At 56.3% G+C, this 24,746-nt stretch carries 28 protein-coding genes; 9 read left to right on the forward strand and 19 right to left on the reverse strand.

Going from position 1 to position 24,746, the window contains the following annotated elements:
• Window positions 1–530: 530 nt before the first annotated feature.
• The 5 genes from ABFX35_RS00005 to yoaA all read right to left on the reverse strand — a co-directional run bounded on the left by ABFX35_RS00005 (window position 531) and on the right by yoaA (window position 5,069).
• Window positions 531–779 carry a hypothetical protein gene (locus tag ABFX35_RS00005; RefSeq protein ID WP_346078439.1) on the reverse strand — a complete coding sequence of 83 codons (249 nt, stop codon included), beginning with the start codon at window positions 777–779 and terminating at the stop codon, window positions 531–533.
• A complete protein-coding gene (locus tag ABFX35_RS00010; RefSeq protein ID WP_346078441.1) occupies window positions 776–1,291 on the reverse strand; it encodes a type VI secretion system amidase effector protein Tae4 in 516 nt (171 codons plus the stop codon). Before ABFX35_RS00010 ends, ABFX35_RS00005 begins: the two co-directional genes overlap by 4 nt.
• A gap of 399 nt (window positions 1,292–1,690) precedes the next feature.
• Window positions 1,691–2,281: a Slp family lipoprotein gene (locus tag ABFX35_RS00015; RefSeq protein ID WP_346078443.1), complete on the reverse strand. Its 591-nt coding sequence runs from the start codon at window positions 2,279–2,281 to the stop codon at window positions 1,691–1,693.
• A gap of 103 nt (window positions 2,282–2,384) precedes the next feature.
• Window positions 2,385–3,086 (reverse strand): tRNA (adenosine(37)-N6)-threonylcarbamoyltransferase complex dimerization subunit type 1 TsaB, encoded by a 702-nt coding sequence (gene tsaB, locus ABFX35_RS00020; protein WP_346078445.1) that lies wholly within the window; start codon window positions 3,084–3,086, stop codon window positions 2,385–2,387.
• A 78-nt stretch (window positions 3,087–3,164) separates the two neighbouring features.
• The gene (gene yoaA, locus ABFX35_RS00025; protein ID WP_279027586.1) at window positions 3,165–5,069 is read right to left on the reverse strand and encodes a DNA repair helicase YoaA; all 1,905 of its coding nucleotides are present in this window, start codon (window positions 5,067–5,069) and stop codon (window positions 3,165–3,167) included.
• 137 nt (window positions 5,070–5,206) lie between these two features.
• Here yoaA and ABFX35_RS00030 point away from each other — a divergent pair, with 137 nt between their 5' ends.
• Entirely contained in the window at window positions 5,207–5,551 is a 345-nt protein-coding gene (locus ABFX35_RS00030; RefSeq protein WP_095848854.1) for a RidA family protein, read from the forward strand.
• A 49-nt stretch (window positions 5,552–5,600) separates the two neighbouring features.
• On the opposite strand, the gene mdtI is transcribed toward ABFX35_RS00030, so the two are convergent.
• Together mdtI and mdtJ are read right to left on the reverse strand one after the other, a co-directional pair.
• The gene (mdtI, locus tag ABFX35_RS00035) at window positions 5,601–5,930 is read right to left on the reverse strand and encodes a multidrug/spermidine efflux SMR transporter subunit MdtI (RefSeq protein ID WP_121554604.1); all 330 of its coding nucleotides are present in this window, start codon (window positions 5,928–5,930) and stop codon (window positions 5,601–5,603) included.
• Window positions 5,917–6,285, reverse strand: a complete 369-nt coding sequence (gene mdtJ / locus ABFX35_RS00040; RefSeq protein WP_346078447.1) for a multidrug/spermidine efflux SMR transporter subunit MdtJ — start codon at window positions 6,283–6,285, stop codon at window positions 5,917–5,919. The genes mdtI and mdtJ overlap by 14 nt, the downstream gene beginning before the upstream one ends.
• Window positions 6,286–6,420: 135 nt before the next feature.
• Here mdtJ and ABFX35_RS00045 point away from each other — a divergent pair, with 135 nt between their 5' ends.
• A complete protein-coding gene (locus tag ABFX35_RS00045) occupies window positions 6,421–6,690 on the forward strand; it encodes a hypothetical protein (RefSeq protein WP_346078449.1) in 270 nt (89 codons plus the stop codon).
• 213 nt (window positions 6,691–6,903) lie between these two features.
• Here the strand turns inward: ABFX35_RS00045 and ABFX35_RS00050 are convergent, their stop codons facing one another.
• Together ABFX35_RS00050 and zwf are read right to left on the reverse strand one after the other, a co-directional pair.
• Window positions 6,904–7,545 carry a bifunctional 4-hydroxy-2-oxoglutarate aldolase/2-dehydro-3-deoxy-phosphogluconate aldolase gene (locus tag ABFX35_RS00050; protein WP_095844526.1) on the reverse strand — a complete coding sequence of 214 codons (642 nt, stop codon included), beginning with the start codon at window positions 7,543–7,545 and terminating at the stop codon, window positions 6,904–6,906.
• Between the two features lie 127 nt (window positions 7,546–7,672).
• A complete protein-coding gene (gene zwf, locus ABFX35_RS00055) occupies window positions 7,673–9,148 on the reverse strand; it encodes a glucose-6-phosphate dehydrogenase (protein ID WP_095844527.1) in 1,476 nt (491 codons plus the stop codon).
• Between the two features lie 354 nt (window positions 9,149–9,502).
• On the opposite strand from zwf, the gene ABFX35_RS00060 reads away from it, so the two are divergent.
• Complete coding sequence (locus ABFX35_RS00060) at window positions 9,503–10,375, forward strand: MurR/RpiR family transcriptional regulator (RefSeq protein ID WP_279027593.1); 873 nt, start codon at window positions 9,503–9,505, stop codon at window positions 10,373–10,375.
• A 251-nt stretch (window positions 10,376–10,626) separates the two neighbouring features.
• Window positions 10,627–12,069 carry a pyruvate kinase gene (gene pyk / locus ABFX35_RS00065; protein WP_346078452.1) on the forward strand — a complete coding sequence of 481 codons (1,443 nt, stop codon included), beginning with the start codon at window positions 10,627–10,629 and terminating at the stop codon, window positions 12,067–12,069.
• Window positions 12,070–12,128: 59 nt separating this feature from the next.
• On the opposite strand, the gene lpxM is transcribed toward pyk, so the two are convergent.
• From lpxM to znuA, 3 genes are all read right to left on the reverse strand, one after another.
• Window positions 12,129–13,097, reverse strand: a complete 969-nt coding sequence (lpxM, locus tag ABFX35_RS00070) for a lauroyl-Kdo(2)-lipid IV(A) myristoyltransferase (protein ID WP_346078454.1) — start codon at window positions 13,095–13,097, stop codon at window positions 12,129–12,131.
• 133 nt (window positions 13,098–13,230) lie between these two features.
• Entirely contained in the window at window positions 13,231–14,553 is a 1,323-nt protein-coding gene (mepM, locus tag ABFX35_RS00075; protein WP_279027597.1) for a murein DD-endopeptidase MepM, read from the reverse strand.
• 21 nt (window positions 14,554–14,574) lie between these two features.
• A complete protein-coding gene (gene znuA, locus ABFX35_RS00080; protein WP_346078511.1) occupies window positions 14,575–15,483 on the reverse strand; it encodes a zinc ABC transporter substrate-binding protein ZnuA in 909 nt (302 codons plus the stop codon).
• Between znuA and ABFX35_RS00085 the strand changes: the two genes are divergently transcribed.
• From ABFX35_RS00085 to znuB, 3 genes are read left to right on the forward strand one after another with little or no spacing between them, the layout of a single operon-like run.
• The gene (locus tag ABFX35_RS00085; protein ID WP_346078516.1) at window positions 15,449–15,571 is read left to right on the forward strand and encodes a hypothetical protein; all 123 of its coding nucleotides are present in this window, start codon (window positions 15,449–15,451) and stop codon (window positions 15,569–15,571) included. The genes znuA and ABFX35_RS00085 overlap by 35 nt on opposite strands.
• A 40-nt stretch (window positions 15,572–15,611) precedes the next feature.
• Window positions 15,612–16,370: a zinc ABC transporter ATP-binding protein ZnuC gene (gene znuC / locus ABFX35_RS00090; protein ID WP_346078456.1), complete on the forward strand. Its 759-nt coding sequence runs from the start codon at window positions 15,612–15,614 to the stop codon at window positions 16,368–16,370.
• Window positions 16,367–17,152 (forward strand): zinc ABC transporter permease subunit ZnuB, encoded by a 786-nt coding sequence (gene znuB, locus ABFX35_RS00095; protein ID WP_346078458.1) that lies wholly within the window; start codon window positions 16,367–16,369, stop codon window positions 17,150–17,152. Before znuC ends, znuB begins: the two co-directional genes overlap by 4 nt.
• A gap of 50 nt (window positions 17,153–17,202) precedes the next feature.
• Here the strand turns inward: znuB and ruvB are convergent, their stop codons facing one another.
• From ruvB to ABFX35_RS00130, 7 genes are all read right to left on the reverse strand, one after another.
• A complete protein-coding gene (gene ruvB, locus ABFX35_RS00100; protein WP_346078460.1) occupies window positions 17,203–18,210 on the reverse strand; it encodes a Holliday junction branch migration DNA helicase RuvB in 1,008 nt (335 codons plus the stop codon).
• A gap of 19 nt (window positions 18,211–18,229) precedes the next feature.
• Window positions 18,230–18,844 (reverse strand): Holliday junction branch migration protein RuvA, encoded by a 615-nt coding sequence (ruvA, locus tag ABFX35_RS00105; protein WP_279027476.1) that lies wholly within the window; start codon window positions 18,842–18,844, stop codon window positions 18,230–18,232.
• Between the two features lie 113 nt (window positions 18,845–18,957).
• A complete protein-coding gene (gene ruvC / locus ABFX35_RS00110) occupies window positions 18,958–19,479 on the reverse strand; it encodes a crossover junction endodeoxyribonuclease RuvC (RefSeq protein WP_095844537.1) in 522 nt (173 codons plus the stop codon).
• A gap of 64 nt (window positions 19,480–19,543) precedes the next feature.
• A complete protein-coding gene (locus tag ABFX35_RS00115) occupies window positions 19,544–20,287 on the reverse strand; it encodes a YebC/PmpR family DNA-binding transcriptional regulator (RefSeq protein ID WP_279027479.1) in 744 nt (247 codons plus the stop codon).
• A 19-nt stretch (window positions 20,288–20,306) separates the two neighbouring features.
• Window positions 20,307–20,753, reverse strand: a complete 447-nt coding sequence (gene nudB / locus ABFX35_RS00120) for a dihydroneopterin triphosphate diphosphatase (RefSeq protein WP_095844539.1) — start codon at window positions 20,751–20,753, stop codon at window positions 20,307–20,309.
• Entirely contained in the window at window positions 20,753–22,534 is a 1,782-nt protein-coding gene (gene aspS / locus ABFX35_RS00125) for an aspartate--tRNA ligase (RefSeq protein WP_279027482.1), read from the reverse strand. Before aspS ends, nudB begins: the two co-directional genes overlap by 1 nt.
• 16 nt (window positions 22,535–22,550) lie before the next feature.
• Complete coding sequence (locus ABFX35_RS00130) at window positions 22,551–22,919, reverse strand: FmdB family zinc ribbon protein (protein ID WP_341464483.1); 369 nt, start codon at window positions 22,917–22,919, stop codon at window positions 22,551–22,553.
• A gap of 140 nt (window positions 22,920–23,059) precedes the next feature.
• Here ABFX35_RS00130 and ABFX35_RS00135 point away from each other — a divergent pair, with 140 nt between their 5' ends.
• The gene (locus tag ABFX35_RS00135) at window positions 23,060–23,632 is read left to right on the forward strand and encodes a hydrolase (protein ID WP_346078463.1); all 573 of its coding nucleotides are present in this window, start codon (window positions 23,060–23,062) and stop codon (window positions 23,630–23,632) included.
• Between the two features lie 272 nt (window positions 23,633–23,904).
• On the forward strand, window positions 23,905–24,720 hold the full coding sequence (locus ABFX35_RS00140; protein ID WP_346078513.1) for a DUF72 domain-containing protein: 816 nt from the start codon (window positions 23,905–23,907) through the stop codon (window positions 24,718–24,720).
• Window positions 24,721–24,746: the final 26 nt, after the last annotated feature.

A 24,746-nucleotide genomic window follows, 5' to 3' on the forward strand; every position in this document is an offset into this window, starting at 1 on the left:
CTCGGCTTGCTTCAGGATGGACATGATCTGGCTGTCAGTGAAACGTGATTTTTTCATAGAGATCTCCCCGGTTCAGGTTACGAGAAAATTCTACTTATGAACACACCGGTTTTTCGGGGGGATTACCATATGAAGTGTTTTATTAAAATTGTCGGTCTCTTTTGAGTCGCTCCGTAAACTCCCCAATTCAGCACTACGTTATGTAACGTACACGATGTTCTTTGTGTGGTATCGGGTTGGTATTTTTTTTTAACGTAAGAGTTTCTGATTTATACTACCGAATAAAGTTAATTGCACTGATGTTTTCTGAGTGTACGTTTAGATTCTAATTAATATCTAACACCTGAAGTGAGTATATAATGAGACCAATAGTGATTCAATAGTAGGAATAAATATTCCAGATGGTACACTCAATTAACTGTCTATAAGTTAAAATCGCAAACTTCTGCTTTTGGCACAAAGCGGTCAGTCAGATTAGCTACAGCCCTTAACCTCGAAACTGTCAGCTCAAGTCTAAGCTGATACTTTTTTTAATTCATTCCTGTTCGGTTATTGAATCGTCCATTCCGGCCCTGACCCAGCCTCCAGCCGATCCCTGCCCCCAAAAGAGCCAGGACTAATGCGCCCACAAAGAAAATCTCAAAATTTAGCGACATCTGATCTTCGCCATGAACCGGGCCAACAACGAAATGACTGATAACCGGCATCAGTGCATACATCAGGCCAACACCACATACGGCCCCGAACAAGACAAAAAATATGATCTTCAGTGCTCTCATAATACCTTCCAGAACCAGATTTCTTTTGCATCGAAAAAGCTGCTGAAACTGCCTTCAATGCTTAACCCCCACTGAATACGGAAGTAACTTGAACGCGTTGTCAGCCGGTCGCCATTCCATAAGTCGATATGGTCGCCGCTGCGGTTTGTAAAACTCTCATTACCCCGGCGCCAGTAATCTTTGAAGAAGATGATCCCCGTTTGATTTTTAAGCACTTGTTCAAAGTTATCAACGTTCACTTTTACTGCCGGGAAAACACCTGGTATTGAAGTACGCTTTAGCGCATTTGCCAGTTCTTCTGCCCGCAAGACATGCCCCTCACTCTTGGGGTGCAACCAACAAAATTCCGCATGTAATCGGGTAACGTCATACCCGCAGCGCGCCAGTGCCGTGCCGATCCGTATCGCACACTGATCATCAAAGGCTTTGTGCCCATTCTTACGGCGGCAAGGATTCTCATCGCCGTTAACCTCCGGGTGCGCATTCCAAAGTGAGGAAAACGTAATACTCATCGGCAATCCCTTACTTAAAAAAGACTAATATAAACCTTTAAATGCGACGATGTCTAACCCCCCAAGAATGACTACCTCCCTAATCAGGCGTCCCCTTTCGATCCCTTCTACCGTTTCTCTGCAACATGCTAATTATCATGAACAATTCCCTGCAACTCTCTCGATGTACAGGCGCAGAGCTAAAGCACCTGCTATGTAGGGTGTTTGGGAAAGGCCAAGCAGTAACCGAAGCGGCATCCCTGTTAGTGATAAGCGAGCAGGGATTTTTTTAAGTGAAAGAGATGCGCAGACGTACACCCGTGTGTCACTTAGTGGATCACTAAAATATAAATCAAATAAATAAAATCAAAACAAAGGCGGCCTAAGCCGCCTTATTCACAAGGGGAAACTACGCCTTGTTTATTCTGTCACGATGGTTTGAACCTGTGCAGGGGTTGGGCCGTACCAACCGTAGCCTGGCCCCCAGCCGGGGCCCCATGGGCCATGACGCCAACCCCACGGCCCCATTGGAGCTGGTGGCATCATCACCTGTTGCACCAGGCGCCAACGCTTATAACCGGTAACGTTCAGCGTGACGAAGTCATACGGCGTATTGCCGATTTTGCCCGGATGCAAACCGGTGATCGGCCCGACGACGGTCACCATTTGCCCCTTGAAATCCACCGGGTCGAGGAAACCGTTTACCGAAGCCAACAGACGCCCCTGGGACGGTTCGCCGAGCAGCGGGCGCGCTGCACCATCTAACGGCAACGCCGCTATCTCGAGCACCGTTCTGCCGCGATCGTTGGCGACGCCAACCACCTTGCCGCCAAAGCGCCCTTCCGCGCCGCTGAAGGTTTTCGGCGCTGCCTGCACCGACGAAAGCGCCGTTACCGGCGTTTCGGTGGTGCCTTTGATGGCATCCGGCACGCTCACACAGCCAGCCAGTGCCAACGCGCTGCCGACCACCGCGGACAACAGCCATTTGTTCATTACAGTACGGGTTCGCATCGTGGTAATCTCCTGAAATACCCGCTAATTAGACCCCAATTATTCCGGCAAGTTGCCGCCGCAGGCCAGCGTAACCTCAACGGCAGCACAACCAGATGACATCTTATTCACGCCCCGGCAGCTTTTTCCAGGTCACTTCATTGCGCAGATACGTTGGCTGCGCGTTTTCTACGCTGACCACCGCCTCTTGTTGCCAGGCCTGGAGCGCCAACGGCAGCATATCTTCTGCATGAGGGAGCTGTATTTGCCCATCGCTGATTGCCAGCGCCTGGCCGGCCACCAGATCGGGATAGGTTTGCCAACCGGTGCCCACTGTGGCCCATTGCCCGGAAAGCCGCGCCGCCCTTTCCTGCACCTGCTGGGGTGAAAGTACCGCTTCGCCTTCGCTTTCCAGCCAATGCCCATCGGCCTGGCGTTCAAACTGGCCCCAGTACACTTCGCCCATCCGGGCATCAATGGCGGCCAATACCCGCTGTGCGCCGCTGACCCGCCACGCGCCCTGCGCCATCGTCTGCAAGGTGGAAAGACCAATCATCGGCAGATCGGCCCCTAATGCCAGCCCCTGCGCGATACCTATACCAATACGCACGCCGGTGAAGCTGCCCGGCCCACGGCCAAACGCCAACGCGTCCAGTTGCGAGAGCGACAGGCCAGACTCGGCCAATACCTGCTCAACCAGCGGTAGAATGCGTTGCGTATGCTCGCGTGGGCAAAGTTCAAACAGGGCGCGGGTTTCGCCTTGATTCCAAATGGCGACGGAACAGGCTTCCGTTGCCGTATCGATCGCTAAAATTCGCGTGGACATGCCAACCTCTGGCGTGAAAATCAATGGGTTTCAATCAGGGCGCGCATTGTAGCACAGCCACGGAACCGAGCCTATCCGCTAAGCGGCGCCGCACAAAAAGGCGATAGCCTGGGCCAAATCGCGGGTGCGCGGCGTTGGCGGCAAGCTGTTGAGAAACACCTCGCCATACGGGCGCATCACCAGGCGGTTATCGCAAATCACCAGTACGCCGCGATCGTCAGTATCGCGGATCAGGCGGCCAACACCCTGCTTAAGGGTGATCACCGCGTCGGGCAGTTGCACCTCATTGAACGGATCGCCGCCGCGCAGGCGGCAATCTTCAATCCGCGCCTTGAGCAGCGGATCGTCCGGTGAGGTGAACGGCAGCTTATCGATGATGACGCAAGATAGCGCATCACCGCGCACATCCACGCCCTCCCAGAAACTGCTGGTGGCCACCAGCAAGGCATTGCCGGCCTCAACAAACTGCGACAGCAGGCGCCCTTTGCTGGTTTCGCCCTGCACCAGTACCGGCAAGGTCATGCTGGCACGGAACTCTTCCGCCAGTTCGCGCATCATCTGGTGTGAAGTACACAGGAAGAAACAGCGCCCCTGGTTGGCCTCAATCAAAGGGCGCAGCATCTGGGCCAGCCGGCGTGCGCCGCCGGGTTGGTTCGGCGAAGGCAGGAAACGCGGCACGCACAGCAACGCCTGGTTGGCATAATCGAACGGGCTAGGCAACAGCAAGGTTTTGGCCTTGTTCAACCCCAGGCGCTCGGTAAAGTGCCCCATTTGTTCATTCACCGACAGCGTGGCGGAAGTAAAAATCCAGGCGCCCGGCTTTTCATTGAGCAGTTCACGGAAACGTTCGGCAACCGTCAATGGCGTCAGCGCCATCACGAAGTGCCGTGAGCTGCATTCATACCAATAACTGAAGCCCGGTTCATTAATATCTTTCAGCCGTTTCAGGCGCGCACGGTACTGCGTGGCACGCTCAAAGGCGGCATCCAGCAACGCCGAACGGCCAAGGGCCATTTTTACCACGTCATAGCATAGCTCCAGGGCATCATCGAGCAGCAGCAAGGCCCGTTGCACATTGGGCTGCCCCATCACCTGGCGCAGGTTGCCGCGAAAACCGGGCTCACCCAGCGCCAGCCGAAAATCCTGCGTACTTTGGCTTAAGCGATCGGCGCTTTTTTGCAACTGCGCCATATCGCGCACTTCGGTGCGGTAGGCGATGGTGATGTCTTTGGCCAGGTCCAGCAATTGGCGGCTGGTCAACTGCTTGCCGAAATACTGGCTGGCGATATCAGGGATCTGGTGCGCCTCATCGAAAATCATCACGTCGGCGTCGGGGATCAGTTCGGCAAAGCCGCTTTCCTTCACCACCATATCCGCCAGGAACAGGTGATGGTTCACCACCACCACGTCGGCGTCCATCGCCCGGCGGCGCGCTTTCACCACAAAGCAGTCTTTGTAAAGCGGGCAATCGCTGCCCAGGCAATTGTCATTGGTGCTGGTCACCAGCGGCCAGACAAAGCTGTCTTCAGCCACGTCGCTGCAGGTGCTGATATCCCCTTCTGTGGTCTGCGAAGACCAGGTGCGCAGCCGAACCAGATCGATCAACGCCTGCCCGGCCAACTCGCCGCCGGCCATTGACTGTTGTTCCAGGCGCTCCAGGCACAGGTAGTTAGAACGCCCTTTCAACAGCGCCAGTTTGCCTTTGAACTTTATCGCCTTTGCAACCGTTGGCAGATCGCGCGCGTACAGTTGGTCCTGCAGCGCCTTAGAGCCGGTGGAAATGATGACTTTACGGTTGGCCCGCAGCGCCGGAACCAGGTAAGCAAAGGTTTTGCCGGTGCCGGTGCCCGCTTCCACCACCAATTCCTGTTTAAAATTGATCGCCTCCGCCACCGCGTTGGCCATCAGCCGTTGGGATTCTCGCGGTTTAAACCCGTTGATTGCCTGCGCCAATGCGCCGTCTGTTGCAAAATCGTCTGCCACGCTATCTCTCTGCCAGGAACATTCAGCGGTGATTATGCCAAGCATGGCCTGCCACGGCTACCACCGTCTTGATCGCGCCCCACGCCAGGCGATAGCTGTGTTACCCTAGCGGGATGATTAACCGGGAGAAAACCGACATGAGTATTGAACGTATCGATGCGGAACAGCGCTGGTCTGAAGCCGTGATCTATAACGGCACCGTTTATTACACCAGCGTGCCAGACAATCTGGATGATGATGCCACCGCGCAAACGGCGAATGCCCTTGCGGCCGTCGATGTGCTGTTGGCCCGGGTGGGTTCGGATAAAAGCCGCATTCTCGACGCCACGATATTCCTGGCCGACGCCGCCGACTTCGCCGCCATGAACGCCGCCTGGGATGCCTGGGTTAGCGCAGGCAGTGCACCGGTCCGCTGCACCGTGCAGGCGAGGTTGATGAACCCCAAATACAAGGTGGAAATTAAAATCATCGCCGCGCAATAAGCCACAAAACCGCGGGGGTATCCACACCCGCGGTTTTAAACGCTGGCGGTTAGGCCAGTTTAATGATCACCATCCCCAACAGCAGCAGGGCCAGCCCGATCCAGCCTTTATGGTTCAAACGTTGCCCGAACAGGATCCAGCCTGCGGCCACGGTCGCCACGATGCCAAAACCGCCCCACAATGCATAAGCCACCGAAAGATCGATGCCTTTGACCGCCTGCGCCAGCGCGCTGAAGGCCCCCAGCACCGACAACAGCGATAACACTCCCAGCCATACTCTGCGAAAGCCGTCGGACATTTTAAGAAAAATGTTGGCGATGATTTCCAGCACGATAGCCAATGCCAGAAAGCCAATGTGATACCACTCAAGCTGTTGCATGGCCGCCACCCGAAACGTTGCCCGGTTTTCGTGCTTTACAGGTGCCTGATTTCACCAGCAGGATACCGGCGACCAGCGTTGCCAGCCCCAGCACCTTCAGCGGGGAGATCGGCTCATCGAACCACACCACGCTGAATACGGTAATCAGCAGGATGCCGATGCCTTCCCACAGGGCGTAGGCGACCCCCAACGCGACGCGTTTTATCGCCACCGACAGCAACATATACGAAGCCGTAATCATCATATACATCACCAGATGGCCGGTAATGCCGCCACTCACGCTGGCATATTTCATCGAAAGCGTGCCGATAATCTCGGTCACGATGGCTAATGCTAAAAAAATCCAATAAATCATTATTTTTCTCCCAAACGGCGAATAACGCACGCAAAGGTATATTTATCCCGATTTATCTCATCCATAGCGGATACGAAGATCTCTGGGGATAAACTGACCCAAACATAATCAAGGTGGTTTGCCCGGCGACACGCAATGGCAGATCTGCCATCAGCACCGGTTAAGGGAGAAAGACGCTATAGCTCGCTGGACCAGTGGTGTTCACTGGCAAGAATGGCGGAAAGGAAAAGCTGGCAACCAGAAGTTCTGGGGATAATTCCATTAGTTATCATCATAATTATTCTCTATCTTCAGCCGCACACCGTGCGATTTGCCCAATATCCTCATCAATATAAAATTTTCAGCTGCATCAGTTGTACCATAGCCGATTTAATAAAGCAAACTGCCGTTTTCAGCAATCAATAAGCAAAAAGCGTTTAAAAATAATAAAGTTACTGTTTTTAAAAATGAAAAAACGTGGAGCTGCGGATAGCACGGTTACGGCAAGGATTGTGCAAAATTACAGCGCAAGCCTGTCGGGCTGCGGGTCGGCGCACCATGTTGAATAGGCCAATGGGTATCCAGGCGGGGGTAAAAAAATGCCAACCCGTGAGGTTGGCATCAGCAGACGAGTTGCGGTTAAGCGCTTGCGCCGGCAACCGCCGTGCGCGCCAGCTCGGTGATGCGTGCGTAATCGCCTTTTTCCAGCGCGTCGGCCGGCACCAGCCAGGAGCCGCCGATGCACAGCACGCTTTTCAACGCGAGGTAGTCACGGTAATTGTTCGGCGTGATGCCGCCGGTCGGGCAGAAACGCACCTGCGGGAACGGGCCGCCAATCGCCTGCAGCGCTTTCACCCCGCCATTCGCCTCCGCCGGAAAGAACTTGAATTCACGCAGGCCGTAATCCATCCCCAGCATCAGTTCGGAAACGGTGCTGATGCCCGGGATCAGCGGGATGGTTCCTGCGGTGGCGGCTTGCAGCAGATCGGCCGTCAGCCCAGGGCTGATGGCGAACTGCGCGCCGGCATCAGTAACGTCTTGCAACTGCTGGGGATTGATCACAGTGCCGGCACCGATGATGGCATCCGGCACCTCTTTGGCGATGGCGCGAATGGCCTCCAGGGCGCACGCGGTACGAAGCGTCACTTCCAGCACCTTCACACCGCCGGCAACCAGCGCTTTTGCCAACGGCACTGCATGTTCCAGTTGGTTAATCACAATCACCGGGACGACCGGGCCAGCGGTGAGGATCTGCTCTGCGCTGGTTTTCCAGTTTTTCATTTTAGGGCTCCATTATTGAGGTTGGTGTACGGTATCGCACGCCCCTGCATGCCACGCCCACCAAGGGCGCGGCAACAGGACCTCAGGCTTGCATAATACCGGTAAAAAAATGCCGGTAACGCATTAGCTACGCAAACTCGTTCCAGGACCGGCCGTCGCGGGTGATCATCGCCACCGAAGCCACCGGCCCCCAGGTGCCGGACTGATACGGCTTCGGCGCCTCGTTATCCGCTTTCCAGGCGTCCATAATGGAATCCACCCACTTCCAGGCTTCTTCCACTTCGTCACGCCGGACAAACAGTGCCTGGATACCGCGCATGGTTTCCAACAGCAGGCGCTCATAGGCGTCGGCCACGTGTGCCTGATTGAAGGTTTCAGAGAAACTCAGATCCAGCTTGGTCGTTTGCAGGCGATGTTTGTGATCCAGGCCCGGCACCTTGTTCAATACCTGGATTTCAATCCCTTCGTCCGGCTGCAGGCGAATGGTCAGTTTGTTCTGCGGCAACTGTTGGTAGGAATCGCGGAACAGGTTGAGCGGTGGGTTTTTAAAGTACACCACCACTTCCGAGCATTTGGTCGGCAGGCGCTTACCGGTGCGCAAATAAAACGGCACGCCGGCCCACTGCCAGTTATCGATATCCACGCGGATAGAGACGAAGGTTTCAGTATTGCTGCTTTTGTTCGCCCCTTCCTCTTCCAGATAGCCCGGCACTTTTTTGCCCTGCACGAAGCCGGACGTGTACTGGCCGCGCACGGTGGTTTCGCGCACGTTGCTCTGATCGATACGGCGCAGCGAGCGCAGCACTTTCACTTTCTCGTCACGGATACGGTCAGTCGTTAAATCCGCCGGCGGCGACATGGCGATCATCGTCAGGATCTGCAGCAGGTGGTTTTGGATCATATCGCGCATCTGGCCGGCCTGATCGAAATAGCCCCAGCGCCCTTCAATGCCCACCTCTTCCGCCACGGTGATCTGCACATGATCGATGGTGCGGTTATCCCAATTGGACGCAAACAACGAGTTGGCGAAACGCAGCGCCAGCAGGTTGAGCACCGTTTCTTTGCCCAGATAGTGGTCGATACGGTAGACCTGACATTCGTCAAAATACTCCGCCACCTGATCGTTGATCACGCGCGAAGAGGCCAAATCGGTGCCAAGCGGTTTTTCCATCACAACCCGCGCCGGCTCTTTATTCAGCTTGGCTTCCCCCAACCCTTTGCAGATGGCGCCGAAGGTGCTCGGCGGCATGGCGAAATAGTTGATGGTGGTACGGTGCTTCTGGTCCAGCAGCTTGCCCAGTTTGACAAAATTCTTGCTGTCGTTAACGTCCAGGTTGCAGAAATCCAGACGCTCGCTCAACGTCGCCCACAGCGCATCATCCAGTTCTTCTTTCATGAAGGTGGTCAGCGCTTCCTTCACCACTTTGGTGTAGGCTTCTTTATCCCAATCCGCACGGCCCACGCCAATGATGCGGGTCTCCGGGTGGATGTGGCCGGCTTTTTCTAGTTGGTACAGGGAAGGCAGCAGCTTACGGCGCGCCAAATCACCTTTCGCGCCGAAAATAACCAGGTCGCACGCCTGGGCTGTAGAGGTTACCGCCATGTTCAATCTCCTCGTTGCAGGATATTTGTAATTTTCTTACATTACTAATGTACTCTCTTTGCCTACGGCCAGTAAACCCGGATCAAAAACGCAAAAAAGCCCCAAAAACTCTGGTGTTACCCCCGCAAACGGCGCCAAACCTGCCCTCCACAGAGAAAGCTGTAATTTTCTGTCTTTTTTGGCGCTTGATTACCGTTATGAAAGTTAGACACAAGTCATATTCTGATGAAAAAACCCAGTATGCGCTCAGTCAGTACTGCCAACGGTTACCAGCACGTAGTATATTTTCATTAAACCGGTATTGATTTCTCCTTTAACTGAAATCGACAAAATCCATGAGGGACTCCCGTCAATATGAATACGCTGGAAAAGATCCAGAGCCATCTGGAGCTCCTGAGCAAATCTGAAAGGAAAGTTGCCGAGGTCATCCTGGCCTCACCGCAAACCGCTATTCACTCCAGCATTGCGACGTTGGCGCGTATGGCCGACGTCAGTGAGCCGACGGTCAACCGCTTCTGCCGCCGCCTCGACACCAAAGGGTTCCCCGATTTCAAACTGCATCTGGCCCAAAGCCTGGCGAACGGCACGCCGTACGTAAATCGCAACGTGGAAGAAAATGACAGTGTAGACGCTTATACCAGTAAAATTTTTGAATCCGTGATGGCCTGCCTGGATGCGGTCAAAACCAACCTGGACATTGCCGCCATCAATCGCGCGGTGGATCTGCTCACTCAGGCCAAGAAAATTTCCTTTTTCGGCCTGGGCGCTTCGGCGGCGGTCGCACACGATGCCATGAACAAATTCTTCCGCTTCAACATCCCGGTGGTGTACCTCGATGATATCGTGATGCAACGCATGGGGTGCATGAACTCGGGCGAAGGTGACGTGGTGGTGCTGATCTCCCATACCGGCCGCACGAAAAACCTGGTGGAGCTGGCGCATTTGGCACGCGAAAACGACGCCACGGTGATCGCCATTACCTCCCGCGATACCCCTCTCGCCCACGAAGCCACGCTGGCGCTGCTGCTTGACGTGCCTGAAGATACGGATGTCTATATGCCGATGGTCTCGCGCATCGCGCAACTGACGCTGATCGACGTTTTGGCGACCGGCTTCACTCTGCGCCGCGGCGCGAAATTCAGAGATAACTTGAAGCGGGTCAAGGAAGCGTTGAAAGAATCGCGCTTTGATAAGGGCGTGGTTCTGCCCAACGGCTTTGAACCTTGATACGCAACAAACACCGCCGGCAGGCGGCATGATAAGGTGTATTTGCCCGGCGGCATCATTGGCTGTACCGTGTTAGTCTGTGATCCGCCATGCGTCTGACAGCCAGTTCGTATCGTGGCTCGCAGCCGATACATAATATACGGATAACCCCAGGGGATCGCGTGCGCCAGTGAAGTGGCATTCATCTTTACGTTGGTTATCCAAGATAATCGCATCACCATTATTTGCTTCACCAGTCAACGGAGTAATGCATGTCCAGACGGCTCAGAAGAACCAAAATTGTTACCACCCTGGGTCCAGCTACTGACCGTGACAATAATCTGGAAAAGATTATTGCCGCGGGCGCAAACGTAGTTCGGCTAAATTTCTCTCACGGCACGGCGGAAGATCACCTGCAACGCGCAAACAAAGTGCGTGAGATTGCCGCCAAGCTGGGGCGCCATGTCGCTATTCTTGGCGATCTTCAGGGCCCGAAAATCCGTGTATCCACCTTCAAAGAAGGCAAAATCTTCCTCAACGTTGGTGACAAATTTGTGCTGGACGCCAATCTCTCCAAAGGCGAAGGCGATAAAGAAAGAGTCGGCATCGACTATAAAGGCCTGCCTGCCGACGTTGTCCCCGGCGATGTACTGCTGCTGGACGATGGCCGTGTTCAGTTGAAAGTCATTGAAGTGCAAGGTATGCGGGTATTCACCGAAGTCACGGTGGGCGGCCCGCTGTCGAACAATAAAGGCATCAATAAATTGGGCGGCGGCCTGTCGGCTGAAGCACTAACGGAAAAAGACAAGGCCGATATCGTCAGCGCAGCCAAAATCGGCGTTGATTACCTGGCGGTTTCTTTCCCCCGCACCGGCGAAGATCTTAACTACGCCCGCCGTCTGGCGCGCGATGCCGGCTGCAACGCGCAAATCGTATCCAAAGTCGAGCGTGCGGAAGCCGTTTGTACCGATGAGGCGATGGACGACATTATTCTGGCTTCCGACGTGGTGATGGTGGCCCGCGGCGATCTGGGGGTTGAAATCGGCGATCCGGAGCTGGTGGGGATCCAGAAGAAGCTGATCCGCCGCGCCCGCAAGCTCAACCGCGCGGTGATTACCGCCACCCAAATGATGGAATCGATGATCACCAACCCGATGCCGACCCGCGCCGAAGTGATGGACGTGGCGAACGCCGTGTTGGATGGTACCGATGCCGTTATGCTCTCGGCGGAAACCGCCGCCGGCCAATACCCGGCGGAAACCGTTGCCGCGATGGCGCGCGTTTGCCTGGGCGCAGAAAAAATCCCGAGCATCAATATTTCCAAACACCGGCTGGACGCGGAGTTCGACAATGTTGAAGAGGCGATCGCCATGTCGTCGATGTATGCCGCCAACCATCTGAAAGGCGTCACCGCCATCATCGCGCTGACCGAATCCGGCCGCACGGCGCTGATGATGTCGCGCATCAGCTCCGGCCTGCCGATCTTCGCCATGTCGCGGCACGAGCGCACGCTTAACCTGACGGCGTTGTACCGCGGCGTGACGCCGGTGTATTACGACAGCCACACCGACGGTGCCGAGGCCGCCGATGACGCCATCAACCGCCTGCGCGATCGCGGCTTCCTGGTGTCCGGCGATCTGGTGCTGGTAACCCAGGGCGATATCATGGGCACCATCGGCACCACCAATACCGTGCGTATTCTGCTGGTGGAATAACCCAACGCCAAGCCGCACAACATGCCAGCCATATCGGCTGGCATTTTTTTTACCGCCGGCTAGCGATACAGATCATCACGCGAGTACGGTTCAATCTCCCCTTCCCTGCGAGTTTTCAGCAGCTTGAGGATCCAGGTGTACTGCTCCGGATTCGGCCGCACCAGATTCTCAACCTCTTCATTCATCCGCCGCGCAATATAGACATCGTCAGCGCCGTCCAGATCGTCCATCGGCGGATGAATATAAATATCCAGCATGCTGGTTTTGCCGTCATACACCGGGAACAAAGGCACGATCGCCGCCCGACACACCTTCTTCAGCCGCCCAACCGCCGGCAAGGTGGCTTTATAGGTGGCAAAGAAATCAACGAATTCACTGTGCTCGGCGCCATGATCCTGATCCGGCAAGTAGTAGCCCCAATAGCCCTGGCGTACCGAACTGATAAATGGCTTGATGCCGTCGTTGCGTGCATGCATGCGCCCGCCGAACTTGCGACGCACCGCGTTCCACACATAGTCAATCAACGGATTGCTTTGGTTATGGAACATCGCCGCCATCGGCTGCCCACGCGCGGCCAGCAGCATGGCCGGCACGTCCACCGCCCAGCCGTGCGGCACCAGGAAAATCACGTTGCGGCCTTCGGCCCGGATCTTTTCCAATACTTCTTCGCCGTGCCAGCGCACGCGGCGCAACACCCTTTCCGGGCTGGTGCAGGCCAACTCCGCCATCAACACCATAGACTGCGGCGCCGTGGCAAACATCTCGTCAATAATCCGTTCGCGCTCTTCCTCCGGCAGTTCAGGCAAACAATACAGCAGGTTGATGCGCGCCCGGCGGCGTGCGCCTTTGGCCACTTTGCCAGCCAGTTTACCTATTGCCCCAAGGGCAGGATCGCGCAGCCGCGCCGGCACCAGCGAAACACCGGCCATCAGCCCGATGCCAAGCCAGGCGCCCCAATAGCGCGGGTGGAGAAAGGCTTTCTGGAATTGAGGAATAAACTCAACGTTGGATTTTTTATCGTTTTGCATGCACAAACTCTTAACGCAGCGATTTGGCTAATAATAATTGCAGATGATGAATTTACAATTAACCCGCCAAATCACCAATAAAAAAACATCGGCCCGCCACGGGCCGATGAAGAAAAGATCGGACGATGTGAAATCAGTTCAACTGCAACTGCGGCACCACTTCTTTCACCTGCGCCAGGTAATCACTGCGATCTTTACCGCTCAACCCTTCGGAACGCGGCAGTTTAGCCGTCAGCGGGTTAACCGCCTGTTGGCCGATCCAGAATTCATAGTGCAGGTGTGGGCCAGTGGAGCGACCGGTGTTGCCGGAAAGCGCAATGCGATCGCCACGTTTCACTTTCTGCCCCGGTTTCACTAACAGCTTTTTCAGGTGCATATAGCGTGTGGTGTACTGGCGGCCGTGGCGGATCGCCACGTAGTTACCGGCTGCGCCGCTGCGCTTGGCGATAACCACTTCACCATCACCAACCGCCAGCACCGGCGAACCTACCGGCATGGCGAAATCAACGCCTTTATGCGGCGCGACGCGCCCGGTCACCGGGTTAACCCGGCGCGGGTTGAAGTTGGAGGAGATACGGAACTGCTTCATGGTAGGGAAACGCATAAAGCCGCGCGCCAGGCCAGAACCTTGGCGATCGTAGAATTTGCCGTCTTCAGCGCGAATCGCGTAATAGTCTTTACCGCCGCTGCGCATGCGCACCCCCAGCAGTTGGCTTTGCTCATTCTTGCCTTCGAACTGCTCGCGCGACATCAACACCGAGAACTGGTCGCCCTTGCGCAGCTTGCGGAAATCGAGCTGCCACTGCAGCGCTTTGATCACGGCGTTGATTTCCGCCCGGCTCAGGCCGGCTTCGGCAGCGCTGTTGACAAAGCTGCCGTTCAGTTGGCCGTTCAGCACGTGGTTGCGCCATTCGCCCTTCTGGGTTTCCTGGGTTTCTTTGAAATTATTGCCAACGCGATCGTAGGTACGGCTCTCACGGCGTGAGACTTCCCACGTCAGGCGTTGCAGATCGCCGGCGTCGTTGACCGTCCATGACAGCTGCTGGCCGATTTTCAGGTTACGCAAATCGCGGTTCTGCGAAGCCAGCAGCGTCACGTCAGACATGTCGATGCCGTACTGCGTCAGAATGCTGCCGAGCGTATCGCCGGTTGAAACCACATATTCATGCACGCCGTCTTCGCCCGCGACTTTCTGATCCAGTTCATCCTGGGGAATGTCGTCATCGGGGGTGGGTTGATCGGCATCGATCGGTTCACTGGCTTCGGGGAGCAAAGAGCGTAACTGGCTGGATTCTAATTCGACGGTTTTAACGATGGGGTTCTGTTCTGGGTGATAAACAAAAGGCCGCCAAACCGCTACGGCCAATGTCACGACTGTCAACGACCCCAGCATAACGCGATGGGGCCGTGGCAGGTTGTTATACGCCAGAGAGATAGTTCTGACTATCTGCTGCACTCGATATTATCCTCATAAGCTTTACTTCAGGCAGCTCACGTATTGGTTTGACAAGGCACTCAGGAAGTTGCCATAGCTGTCTTTCCCCAATGCGATGCCCATGCCCAGCGGATCCAGCGTTCCAGAACGCGCAGCGGTTCCCTTGGCAACGGCATTGATTACGGCTGGCCTGAATTGTGGCTCAGCGAAAACACATACGGCTTTCTGCTCAACCAACTGTGTTCGAATTTGGTGTAAACGCTGTGCTCCGGGCTGAATTTCGGGATTAACGGTGAAATGGCCCAACGGACTCAACCCGTAGTGTTTCTCAAAGTAGCCATAAGCATCGTGAAAAACAAAATATCCCTTGCCCTGCACAGGCGTAAGCATCTTAACAACATTTTTGTCAGTTTGCGTCAGCAGATTCTCGAACTGGCGCAGGTTTGCGTCTAATTTGTCCTTATTTTGCGGCATAAGTTCCAATAATCTGTCGTGAATTGCGATCGCAGTCAGTTTCGCAATCTCCGGCGACAGCCAGACGTGTAAATTATATGCACCATGGTGATGGCCATCGTCATGATCGTGGTCATGTTCAGTATGATTATCCGCCGCTTCGCCATGGTCATGATGATGATCGTGATCGTCGTCGTCATCGCCTTTCATCAACAGCGGTTTCACGGCCGCCAGTTCGCTGATCGCCAGTTGCCGGTTCGCCGGCAGCGGCGCCACCGCTTTGGTCAGGAAGGCTTCCATATCCGGCCCGACCCAAATCACCAGATCGGCGGCGCGCAGGCGCTGGATGTCCGAAGGGCGCAGCGCGAAATCATGCGGCGACGCCCCATCCGGCAGCATCACCTCCGTTTCCGTTACGCCATCGGCGATCGCCGAGGCAATAAACCCCAGCGGGCGGATTGAAGTGAGCACCGCAGCGGAAGCGCTGCCGGCCACCATCAACGCGCTGGCCAGCAAGGCATTTCGTAACCATCTCTTTTTCTGTACCATCGTCAGTTATCCCATCGTTTTCATCGGCAGTGCGTGATATTATAACATTCGGTAACTTCTGCAAACGTAATCAAGACATGTCTACACTGACAACGCTAAAAAATATTTCCGTGGCCTTCGGCAACCGGCGGGTTTTGGCGAACGTATCGCTTAACCTTCAGCCGGGGCGCATCCTGACGTTGCTGGGCCCTAACGGCGCGGGCAAGTCAACGCTGGTGCGCGTGGTGCTCGGGCTGGTGCCGCCCACCGAGGGCACCATTGAACGCCTTCCGGGGCTGCGTATCGGCTACGTGCCGCAAAAGCTGCACCTGGACGCCACCCTTCCGCTGACCGTCAACCGCTTTATGCGCCTCAAGCCCGGGGTGAAAAAAGCCGATATCCTGCCGGCGCTAAAACGCGTGCACGCCGCGCATCTGCTTGAACAGCCGATGCAAAAACTCTCCGGCGGTGAAAACCAGCGCGTGCTGTTGGCGCGGGCTTTGCTCAACCGGCCGCAGTTGTTGGTGCTGGATGAACCCACCCAGGGAGTGGACGTTAACGGCCAGGTCGCGCTGTATGATCTTATCGATCGGCTGCGCCAAGAGCTGGGCTGCGCGGTGCTGATGGTCTCGCACGATCTGCACCTGGTGATGGCAAAAACCGATGAAGTGCTGTGCCTCAACCAGCACATCTGCTGCTCCGGCACGCCGGAAGTGGTTTCCACACATCCGGAATTCATTGCCATGTTCGGCAACCGTGGCGCCGAGCAGTTGGCAATTTATCGCCACCACCATAATCACCGTCACGATCTGCAAGGAAAAATTGTGTTGAAAAAAACCGGGGGCCGCGAGGCATGATTGAGCTGCTTTTACCCGGCTGGCTGGCCGGCGCCTTGTTGGCGGGCGCGGCGGGTCCGTTAGGATCGTTTGTGGTGTGGCGCCGTATGTCGTACTTCGGCGATACGCTGGCGCACGCGTCGCTGCTCGGCGTGGCGTTCGGGTTATTGCTGGACGTAAACCCATTTTATGCGGTGATCGCCGTTACGTTGGTGCTGGCGCTGATCCTGGTCTGGCTGGAGCGCCGCCCGCAGTTGTCTGTTGATACCCTGCTGGGCATTATGGCGCACAGCGCGCTGTCGCTCGGCCTGGTGGTGGTGGCGCTAATGTCCAACGTCCGCGTCGATCTGATGGCCTACCTGTTTGGCGATCTGCTGTCGGTAACCCTAAGCGATATCGGCATGATTGCCGGCGGCGTGGCAGTCGTGCTGTTGGTGCTGTGGTGGCAATGGCGCGATCTGCTGTCGATGACCATCAGCCCGGAAATGGCGCATGTCGATGGCGTGAACCTGGCGCGGGCGCGTACCGTGCTGATGCTGGTTACCGCGTTAACCATCGGGCTGGCCATGAAGTTCGTCGGCGCGCTAATTATTACTTCGTTACTGATTATTCCGGCGGCCACCGCCCGCCGCTTTGCCCGCACGCCGGAACAGATGGCCGGTTACGCGGTGCTGCTAGGGGTGATTGCGGTTACCGGCGGGCTAACCTTCTCTGCGTTTTACGACACGCCGGCCGGCCCTTCGGTGGTGCTGAGCGCCGCCATCCTGTTTGTATTGAGCCTGGTGAAAAAACAGCGGGGATAATGAATTGCCCAGCGCTTTCACATTACGTGAAGGCGCTGGGATAAAGCCCGTTAAGCGTCGTTGGGTGCGATGCCAAAATGTTTGTACGCGTGGTTGGTCGCCATGCGCCCGCGGGGAGTACGTTGGATAAACCCTTGCTGGATCAGGAAGGGTTCAATCACATCTTCGATAGTTTCCCGCTCTTCGCCAATCGCCGCCGCGAGATTATCCAGCCCGACCGGCCCGCCGGTGAACTTCTCGATAATCGCCAGCAGTAGCTTACGGTCCATGTAATCAAACCCTTCGGCATCCACGTTGAGCATGTTCAGCGCCTGTTCGGCGACATCGCCGTTCATCAGCCCGCCGGCTCGCACTTCCGCGAAATCGCGCACCCGACGCAGCAACCGGTTGGCGATACGCGGCGTACCGCGCGCGCGGCGAGCAATTTCGTGTGCCCCATCGGTCGACAGATTCAGCCCCAGGCAGTTAGCGCTGCGCGCGACGATGTGCTCTAAATCAGCCACCTGATAAAACTCCAGCCGTTGCACAATGCCAAAACGATCGCGCAGCGGTGAAGTCAGCGAGCCGGCGCGCGTAGTCGCCCCCACCAGGGTAAACGGCGGCAGTTCCAGCTTAATCGAACGGGCCGCCGGCCCTTCGCCGATCATGATATCCAGCTGATAATCTTCCATCGCCGGATACAGCACTTCTTCAACCACCGGCGAAAGGCGGTGAATTTCATCAATAAACAGCACGTCGTGCGGTTCAAGGTTGGTCAGCATCGCCGCCAGATCGCCCGCTTTCTCCAGCACCGGGCCAGAGGTGGTGCGCAAATTAACACCCATCTCATTGGCCACGATATTCGCCAGCGTGGTTTTGCCCAGCCCCGGCGGGCCGAAAATCAGCAGATGATCCAGCGCATCACCGCGCTGCTTGGCTGCCTGGATAAAGATTTCCATCTGCTCGCGCACGTGCGGTTGCCCGACGTATTCCCCCAACAGCTTGGGGCGAATGGCACGATCCAGCACCTCTTCTTCGCTGATGGGTTCGGCAGAAATCAGGCGATCGGCTTCAATCATCTTCTATCCCTTCTGGGCCTTACAGGGCGGCGCGCAAGGCGTCGCGGATCAGGGTTTCACAGTCGGCGCCCGCTTTGGCCACCTTGTTGATCATGCGGCTGGCTTCTTGCGGCTTATAGCCCAAAGCCACCAGCGCAGAAGCGGCTTCGGCTTCGGCGTCCATTTCCGCCGTTTTTTGCGCAGCGGCAGGCAGGCTGATTTCGCTACTGTTGTTGAACAGATCGCCATTAAGCCCTTTAAAGCGGTCTTTCATCTCAACCACCAAGCGTTCGGCGGTTTTCTTACCCACGCCCGGCAATTTGACCAACGCGCCGATTTCTTCACGTTCAACCGCACTCACGAACTGCTGCGCGGACATACCCGACAGAATCGCCAACGCCAGCTTCGGCCCCACGCCGTTAACCTTGATCAACTCACGGAACAAGGCGCGCTCTTGTTTATCGTTAAAACCATACAGCAGTTGCGCGTCTTCACGCACTACAAAGTGGGTAAATATGATCGCTTCTTTGCCCAGCTCCGGCAGTTCATAAAAGCAGGTCATCGGCATATGGACTTCATAACCTACGCCGTTTGTTTCCAGCAACACCAGCGGCGGCTGCTTTTCCAGAATAATCCCTCTGAGACGACCTATCATTTACCCTCCTGCTCGGATTCATCTACGCGGCTGAACGCCGCGTTTTGTTGCTACAGCTTATACCATAAAAAAGGCTGGATGAATATCCAGCCTGTGTTAACGCGAATTTTGTTTTAGCGTAACCGCCCGCGCGCCAGATTCAAGCGCCCTTCCCGCATGCGCAGCACGTTCTGGCTCAGGTGGCAGTGGGTAATGGCGATCGCCAGCGCATCGGCGGCATCAGCCTGCGGGCTGGCCGAGAGCTTGAGCAACGAACGCACCATATGCTGCACCTGGCTCTTTTCTGCCGCACCGGTGCCGACCACGGTTTGCTTCACCTGGCGTGCCGCATATTCAAACACTTCCAGATTCTGGTTCACCGCTGCGACAATCGCCACCCCACGCGCCTGGCCAAGTTTTAGCGCAGAATCTGCGTTCTTGGCCATGAACACCTGCTCGATGGCGAAGAAATCAGGCTTGAACTGGGTGATGATCTCGCTAACGCCGGCATAAATCAGCTTCAGCCGCGTTGGCATATCATCCACCGCGGTGCGGATGCAGCCGCTGGCGACATAAGTTAACTGGCGCCCTTGCTGGCGGATCAGGCCATAGCCGGTAATGCGCGAACCAGGATCGATACCGAGTATGATCGCCATCCCTACATCCACCCTGTGTCAGGCGCAGCCTGGCGCCGGTTAGCCGTTGCGCGCAAAAATCGCATTACAGCGTTGCCGCCACCTCGTCAGAGATTTCACCGTTGTGGTAAACCTCTTGCACGTCGTCGCAGTCTTCGAGCATATCGATCAGGCGCAGCAGTTTCGGCGCGGTTTCGGCATCCATATCGGCTTTGGTCGATGGGATCATCGACACTTCCGCCGCTTCAGCGACGAAACCGGCCGCGGTCAGTGCGTCTTTCACTTCACCCAGGTTTTCCCAGGCGGTGTAAACGTCGATAGCGCCGTCGTCATAGGTAATGATGTCTTCGGCACCGGCTTCCAGCGCCGCTTCCATCACCGCGTCTTCATCCAGGCCCGGTTCATAAGTGATCACGCCCTTCTTGCTGAACAGGTAGGCCACGGAACCGTCGGTCCCCAGGTTGCCGCCAGCTTTGCTGAACGCGTGGCGCACTTCCGCCACGGTGCGGTTGCGGTTATCGCTCAGGCATTCGATCATTACCGCGGTGCCGCCAGGGCCGTAGCCTTCATAAATGATGGTTTCCATGTTGGAATCATCATCGCCGCCAACGCCACGCGCGATTGCACGGTTCATGGTATCGCGCGTCATGTTGTTGGCCAGCGCTTTGTCCATGGCTGCGCGCAGGCGCGGGTTAGCGTCCGGATCGCCGCCGCCAAGTTTGGCGGCCGTCACCAGCTCACGAATAATCTTGGTGAAAATCTTACCGCGTTTGGCATCCTGTGCTGCTTTGCGGTGTTTTGTGTTGGCCCACTTACTATGACCTGCCATAAAAATATCTCCAAAAGGACTACTGCACTGAATTAATCACAAACTCTTCAATCGCCTGCTGGTTGCTCCATGACTTGGTCAGTTTGACGGCATCCGCCGCCGCAAGCCATTGATAAGCGTTGTGCTCGGTGATCACCGGCACCCGCTCTTCGGGCAACGCCAGACAGAACCAATGTTCTTTATTGCGCGTGGTCCCCGGCGCATAGCGATGTCGCAAATGGACAAAGAGTTCAAACTCCACACAGCGCTGGCAATCAAACAACGGCAGATTCTCTGCTTCGATATCGATGCCGACTTCTTCCCTGACCTCACGCCGTGCGGCATGCAACGCTGACTCGCCCGCCTCCAGGCTGCCGGTAACCGACTGCCAGAACTCGGTGTCATCACGCCGTTGTAACATCAGCACCCGGCCGCTGGACTGCGCATAAATCACCACCAGAATCGACTCGGGCCGCTTGTAATTCATCACTCGCTCTCTTGCTCTGAGGCTTTTTTCACTACGCTAATGGACAATTCCTGCAACGATGCCGGGTTGGCGAAGCTTGGCGCATCGGTCAACAGGCAGGCGGCAGCGGTGGTTTTCGGGAACGCGATCACGTCACGGATGTTTTCCGTGCCGGTCAGCAGCATCACCAGGCGATCCAGGCCAAAGGCCAGGCCAGCATGCGGCGGCGTACCGTATTTCAGCGCATCCAGCAGGAAGCCGAATTTCTCACGCTGTTGTTGTTCATCAATACCCAGAATGCTGAACACCGTTTGCTGCATTTCGCTGCGGTGGATACGCACCGAACCGCCGCCCACTTCGTAGCCATTGAGCACCATGTCGTAGGCGTTGGCCGTGACCGCAGTCGGATCCTTGGCCAGTTCTTCCGGTGTGGTGTCGCGCGGCGCAGTAAACGGGTGGTGCATGGCCGCCAGGCCGCCTTCGCCATCGTCTTCAAACATTGGGAAGTCAATCACCCACAGTGGCTGCCAGCTGTCGAGCTGGGTCAGTGCCAGATCGCGGCCCAGCTTGAGGCGCAACGCGCCCATGGCGTCGGTCACGATCTTGGCGCTGTCGGCGCCGAAGAACAGGATGTCGCCGCTTTGCGCGCCGCTGCGCGCCAGAATCGCTTCCAGCACTTCCGCACTCAGGAACTTGGCGATCGGGCTTTGTACGCCATCCATGCCGGCAGCGCGATCGTTCACTTTCAGCCAGGCCAAGCCTTTCGCGCCGTAAATGCCGACAAACGCACCGTATTCGTCGATCTGCTTACGCGTCAACTGCGCGCCGCCCGGCACGCGGATCACCGCAACCCGGCCTTTGGCATCGTTGGCCGGGCCAGCAAACACTTTGAATTCGACATCTTTAACCAGATCGGCCACGTCCACCAATTCCAACGGGTTGCGCAGGTCTGGCTTGTCGGAGCCGTAACGGCGCATCGCCTCGGCAAAGGTCATGATCGGGAAGGCCCCGAGATCCACGCCCTTCACTTCCAGCCACAGTTCACGCACCAGTTGCTCCATCACTTCACGCACCTGTTCGGCAGTCATGAACGAGGTTTCAACATCGATCTGGGTGAATTCCGGCTGACGATCGGCACGCAGGTCTTCATCACGGAAACATTTCACAATCTGGTAGTAGCGATCAAAACCGGACATCATCAACAGTTGTTTGAACAGCTGCGGCGACTGCGGCAGCGCATAGAACTTGCCTTTGTGCACACGGCTTGGCACCAGGTAATCACGCGCGCCTTCCGGCGTTGCCTTAGTCAGCATCGGGGTTTCGATATCCAGGAAACCGTGGCTGTCCATAAAGCGGCGCACAAAGCTGGTGATTTTGGCACGGGTTTTCAGGCGATCGGCCATTTCCGGGCGGCGCAGATCCAGATAGCGGTACTTCAGACGCGCTTCTTCCGTATTGTTCTGGTTAGAGTCCAGCGGCAGCGGCTCGGAACGGTTGATAATTTCAAGCTGATGGGCGAACACTTCCACTTCACCGGTGGCCATATCTTTATTGATTTGGCTACCCGGACGCGCCCGCACGGTACCGACGATCTGGATGCAGAATTCGTTGCGCAATTCGAACGCTTTGTCGAAAGCGGTTTTCTGATCGGGATCGAAGAATACCTGCACGATGCCTTCACGGTCACGCATATCAATAAAGACCAGGCCGCCCAGATCGCGGCGGCGGTTGACCCAACCACACAAAGTGACTTCCTGGCCCACGTGGGACAGATTCAACTGCCCGCAATATTCAGTACGCATACGCTATCCTTTTGGCTTAAGCCGACTCCGGGCCAGATGGTTTACCCTTGGCCCGGCTATTATCTGATGAACCTTTACTACCCGGTTTAAAATCTGTCGCATACCAGCCGGTGCCCTTGAGTTGGAAACCGGCGGCGGAGATCAATTTCGCCAACGCGGGCTGCCCGCACGCCGGACAGACTGTCAGCGGCGCGTCGGAAAATTTCTGCAATTTCTCTAACCGATGATTGCAAGCACCACATGCATATTCGTAAATCGGCATAGGTCGTTTGATTAAAGAGTGTTGAAAAAAGGCAGGCATTATAAAGGAAATTCCCCCGGTCGATAAGTGCGAACACGGCATTGTTGATACACTAAATCGCGGGTGATAGCCGAAACCATACATTGATTAACAAATTTAGCATTAACTTGCGGCAGAATTTGCACATAATCGTAAACCCCCTCGCCGGGCCGGCCGGGGTTACAGGTTGTGCAGGCGGCCCGGCACACCGTTATCATGCGATCTTTATCAATGGAATTATCCTAATGCTGACACTTCATGCCCAAACCACCGCACTGGTGTTGATCGATTTGCAAAAAGGCATTTTGCCCTATGCCGGCGGCCCACACAGCGCGGAACAGGTCGTCACCCACGCCGCCCATCTGGCCGGGCGTTTTCGCGCGCTTGGCGCGCCGGTGTTCCTGGTACGGGTAGGCTGGTCTGCCACATTTGCCGATGCGCTCAAACAGGCTGTCGATCGCCCGGTGCCGGAGCCGGCCGGCGGGCTGCCCGCAGCCTGGTGGGAACAGCCGGAAACCCTGGCGGTCAGCGACAGCGACATTTTGATCACCAAACGCCAGTGGGGGGCGTTCTATGGCACCGAGCTTGATCTGCAACTGCGCCGCCGCGGTATCAAAACCCTGGTGCTGGGAGGCATATCCACCAATATCGGTGTAGAATCCACCGCCCGTGCCGCCTGGGAGCATGGCTACGAGTTGGTGATTGCCGAAGACATGTGCAGCGCGCAAAACGCCGAAATGCACCAGTTTGCGTTTGACCATATCTTCCCGCGCCTGGCACGGGTACGCAGCACCAGCGAAATCCTTGCCGCGCTGTAACGGCCGGGTTAGCGTGATGAACGAGTCCTTGCCTTGCCCGGCATCACATAGCAGATATACTCTAAATAATTCGGGTTGCAGGAAGGCGGCTTTGCTGCGACAAATTCGTCAGGAACGAATTTGCCTGGCCTCTGGCCAGCCTCCGGTGAGAGACAAGGATGTCTCTCATCAATCCCCAGGAGCTTACCGAAGTCAAGTGACTGGGGTGAGAGAGGAAAGGAAACACACCTGCAACTTGAAGTATGACGAGTATAAGGAAAAGAACGGCGTTGATGTATATCGGCTTACCTCAATGGCAACACCCGGCCTGGAACCGCATTGGGCTGCGCGATCTGGCGGACTACAGCCGCTATTTCAACTGCGTGGAAGGCAATACCACCTTTTATGCTTTGCCCCGGCAGGAAATTGTGCAGCGCTGGCACGACATGACCGATGATAACTTCCGGTTTTGTTTTAAGTTCCCGGCCGACATCAGCCATAAAGCGGCGCTGCGCAACTGCGCGGCGGAAATTCAGGCATTTTACCACTGCCTGGCCCCGGTGCATCAGCGCATCGGCCAACTGTGGCTGCAACTGCCCGCCGCATTCGGCCCGGCCGAATTGCCCGCCCTGTGGGCCTTTTTCGACGCGCTGCCCAACGAATTCACTTACGGCGTTGAAGTGCGCCACCCGGAATTCTATGCCAAAGGGGAAGCCGAACGGCAGCTTAATCAGGGCTTACATCAGCGCGGCATCAACCGCGTGGTGATGGACAGCCGCCCGGTGCATCACGCCGCCCCCACCAGCCCGGCGGTACGTGATGCGCAACAGAAAAAACCCAAGGTGCCGGTGCATGCGCTGGTTACCGCCAGGAACCCGCTGGTGCGTTTTATCGGCGGCGATCGGCTGGAAGACAACCTGCGTTGGTTTGAATCCTGGCAACAGAAGCTGCCCCAGTGGCAACAGCAGTATCAGCCCTATCTGTTTATCCACACGCCGGACAACGGTGACTCCCCCCAGCAGGCGCAGAAGATCTGGCAACGCTTGCGCCAGGCGATCCCAACCTTGCCGCCCGCGCCGGACTGGCCGGAACAGGACTCGCTGTTTTAACCCGTTGCCCAGCGGGATAAATTTCT

This window comes from Gibbsiella dentisursi, assembly GCF_039539505.1.
In the GTDB taxonomy this organism is placed as follows: Bacteria; Pseudomonadota; Gammaproteobacteria; order Enterobacterales; family Enterobacteriaceae; genus Gibbsiella; species Gibbsiella quercinecans.

What these genes read in the sequence shown, in the direction of transcription:
- lpxM (WP_346078454.1), bottom strand. Translation starts at nt 13,097, where the DNA reads ATGCAAAACGATAAAAAATCCAACGTTGAGTTTATTCCTCAATTCCAG.
- ABFX35_RS00115 (WP_279027479.1), bottom strand. Translation starts at nt 20,287, where the DNA reads ATGGCAGGTCATAGTAAGTGGGCCAACACAAAACACCGCAAAGCAGCA.
- ruvB (WP_346078460.1), bottom strand. Translation starts at nt 18,210, where the DNA reads ATGATTGAAGCCGATCGCCTGATTTCTGCCGAACCCATCAGCGAAGAA.
- mdtI (WP_121554604.1), bottom strand. Translation starts at nt 5,930, where the DNA reads ATGCAACAGCTTGAGTGGTATCACATTGGCTTTCTGGCATTGGCTATC.
- ABFX35_RS00060 (WP_279027593.1), top strand. Translation starts at nt 9,503, where the DNA reads ATGAATACGCTGGAAAAGATCCAGAGCCATCTGGAGCTCCTGAGCAAA.
- tsaB (WP_346078445.1), bottom strand. Translation starts at nt 3,086, where the DNA reads ATGTCCACGCGAATTTTAGCGATCGATACGGCAACGGAAGCCTGTTCC.
- ruvA (WP_279027476.1), bottom strand. Translation starts at nt 18,844, where the DNA reads ATGATAGGTCGTCTCAGAGGGATTATTCTGGAAAAGCAGCCGCCGCTG.
- znuC (WP_346078456.1), top strand. Translation starts at nt 15,612, where the DNA reads ATGTCTACACTGACAACGCTAAAAAATATTTCCGTGGCCTTCGGCAAC.
- ABFX35_RS00005 (WP_346078439.1), bottom strand. Translation starts at nt 779, where the DNA reads ATGAGAGCACTGAAGATCATATTTTTTGTCTTGTTCGGGGCCGTATGT.
- ABFX35_RS00130 (WP_341464483.1), bottom strand. Translation starts at nt 22,919, where the DNA reads ATGTATGGTTTCGGCTATCACCCGCGATTTAGTGTATCAACAATGCCG.
- aspS (WP_279027482.1), bottom strand. Translation starts at nt 22,534, where the DNA reads ATGCGTACTGAATATTGCGGGCAGTTGAATCTGTCCCACGTGGGCCAG.
- nudB (WP_095844539.1), bottom strand. Translation starts at nt 20,753, where the DNA reads ATGAATTACAAGCGGCCCGAGTCGATTCTGGTGGTGATTTATGCGCAG.
- ruvC (WP_095844537.1), bottom strand. Translation starts at nt 19,479, where the DNA reads ATGGCGATCATACTCGGTATCGATCCTGGTTCGCGCATTACCGGCTAT.
- mdtJ (WP_346078447.1), bottom strand. Translation starts at nt 6,285, where the DNA reads ATGATTTATTGGATTTTTTTAGCATTAGCCATCGTGACCGAGATTATC.
- ABFX35_RS00015 (WP_346078443.1), bottom strand. Translation starts at nt 2,281, where the DNA reads ATGCGAACCCGTACTGTAATGAACAAATGGCTGTTGTCCGCGGTGGTC.
- ABFX35_RS00135 (WP_346078463.1), top strand. Translation starts at nt 23,060, where the DNA reads ATGCTGACACTTCATGCCCAAACCACCGCACTGGTGTTGATCGATTTG.
- znuB (WP_346078458.1), top strand. Translation starts at nt 16,367, where the DNA reads ATGATTGAGCTGCTTTTACCCGGCTGGCTGGCCGGCGCCTTGTTGGCG.
- ABFX35_RS00030 (WP_095848854.1), top strand. Translation starts at nt 5,207, where the DNA reads ATGAGTATTGAACGTATCGATGCGGAACAGCGCTGGTCTGAAGCCGTG.
- znuA (WP_346078511.1), bottom strand. Translation starts at nt 15,483, where the DNA reads ATGGTGGCCGGCAGCGCTTCCGCTGCGGTGCTCACTTCAATCCGCCCG.
- ABFX35_RS00050 (WP_095844526.1), bottom strand. Translation starts at nt 7,545, where the DNA reads ATGAAAAACTGGAAAACCAGCGCAGAGCAGATCCTCACCGCTGGCCCG.
- zwf (WP_095844527.1), bottom strand. Translation starts at nt 9,148, where the DNA reads ATGGCGGTAACCTCTACAGCCCAGGCGTGCGACCTGGTTATTTTCGGC.
- pyk (WP_346078452.1), top strand. Translation starts at nt 10,627, where the DNA reads ATGTCCAGACGGCTCAGAAGAACCAAAATTGTTACCACCCTGGGTCCA.
- ABFX35_RS00140 (WP_346078513.1), top strand. Translation starts at nt 23,905, where the DNA reads ATGTATATCGGCTTACCTCAATGGCAACACCCGGCCTGGAACCGCATT.
- ABFX35_RS00045 (WP_346078449.1), top strand. Translation starts at nt 6,421, where the DNA reads ATGGCAGATCTGCCATCAGCACCGGTTAAGGGAGAAAGACGCTATAGC.
- ABFX35_RS00010 (WP_346078441.1), bottom strand. Translation starts at nt 1,291, where the DNA reads ATGAGTATTACGTTTTCCTCACTTTGGAATGCGCACCCGGAGGTTAAC.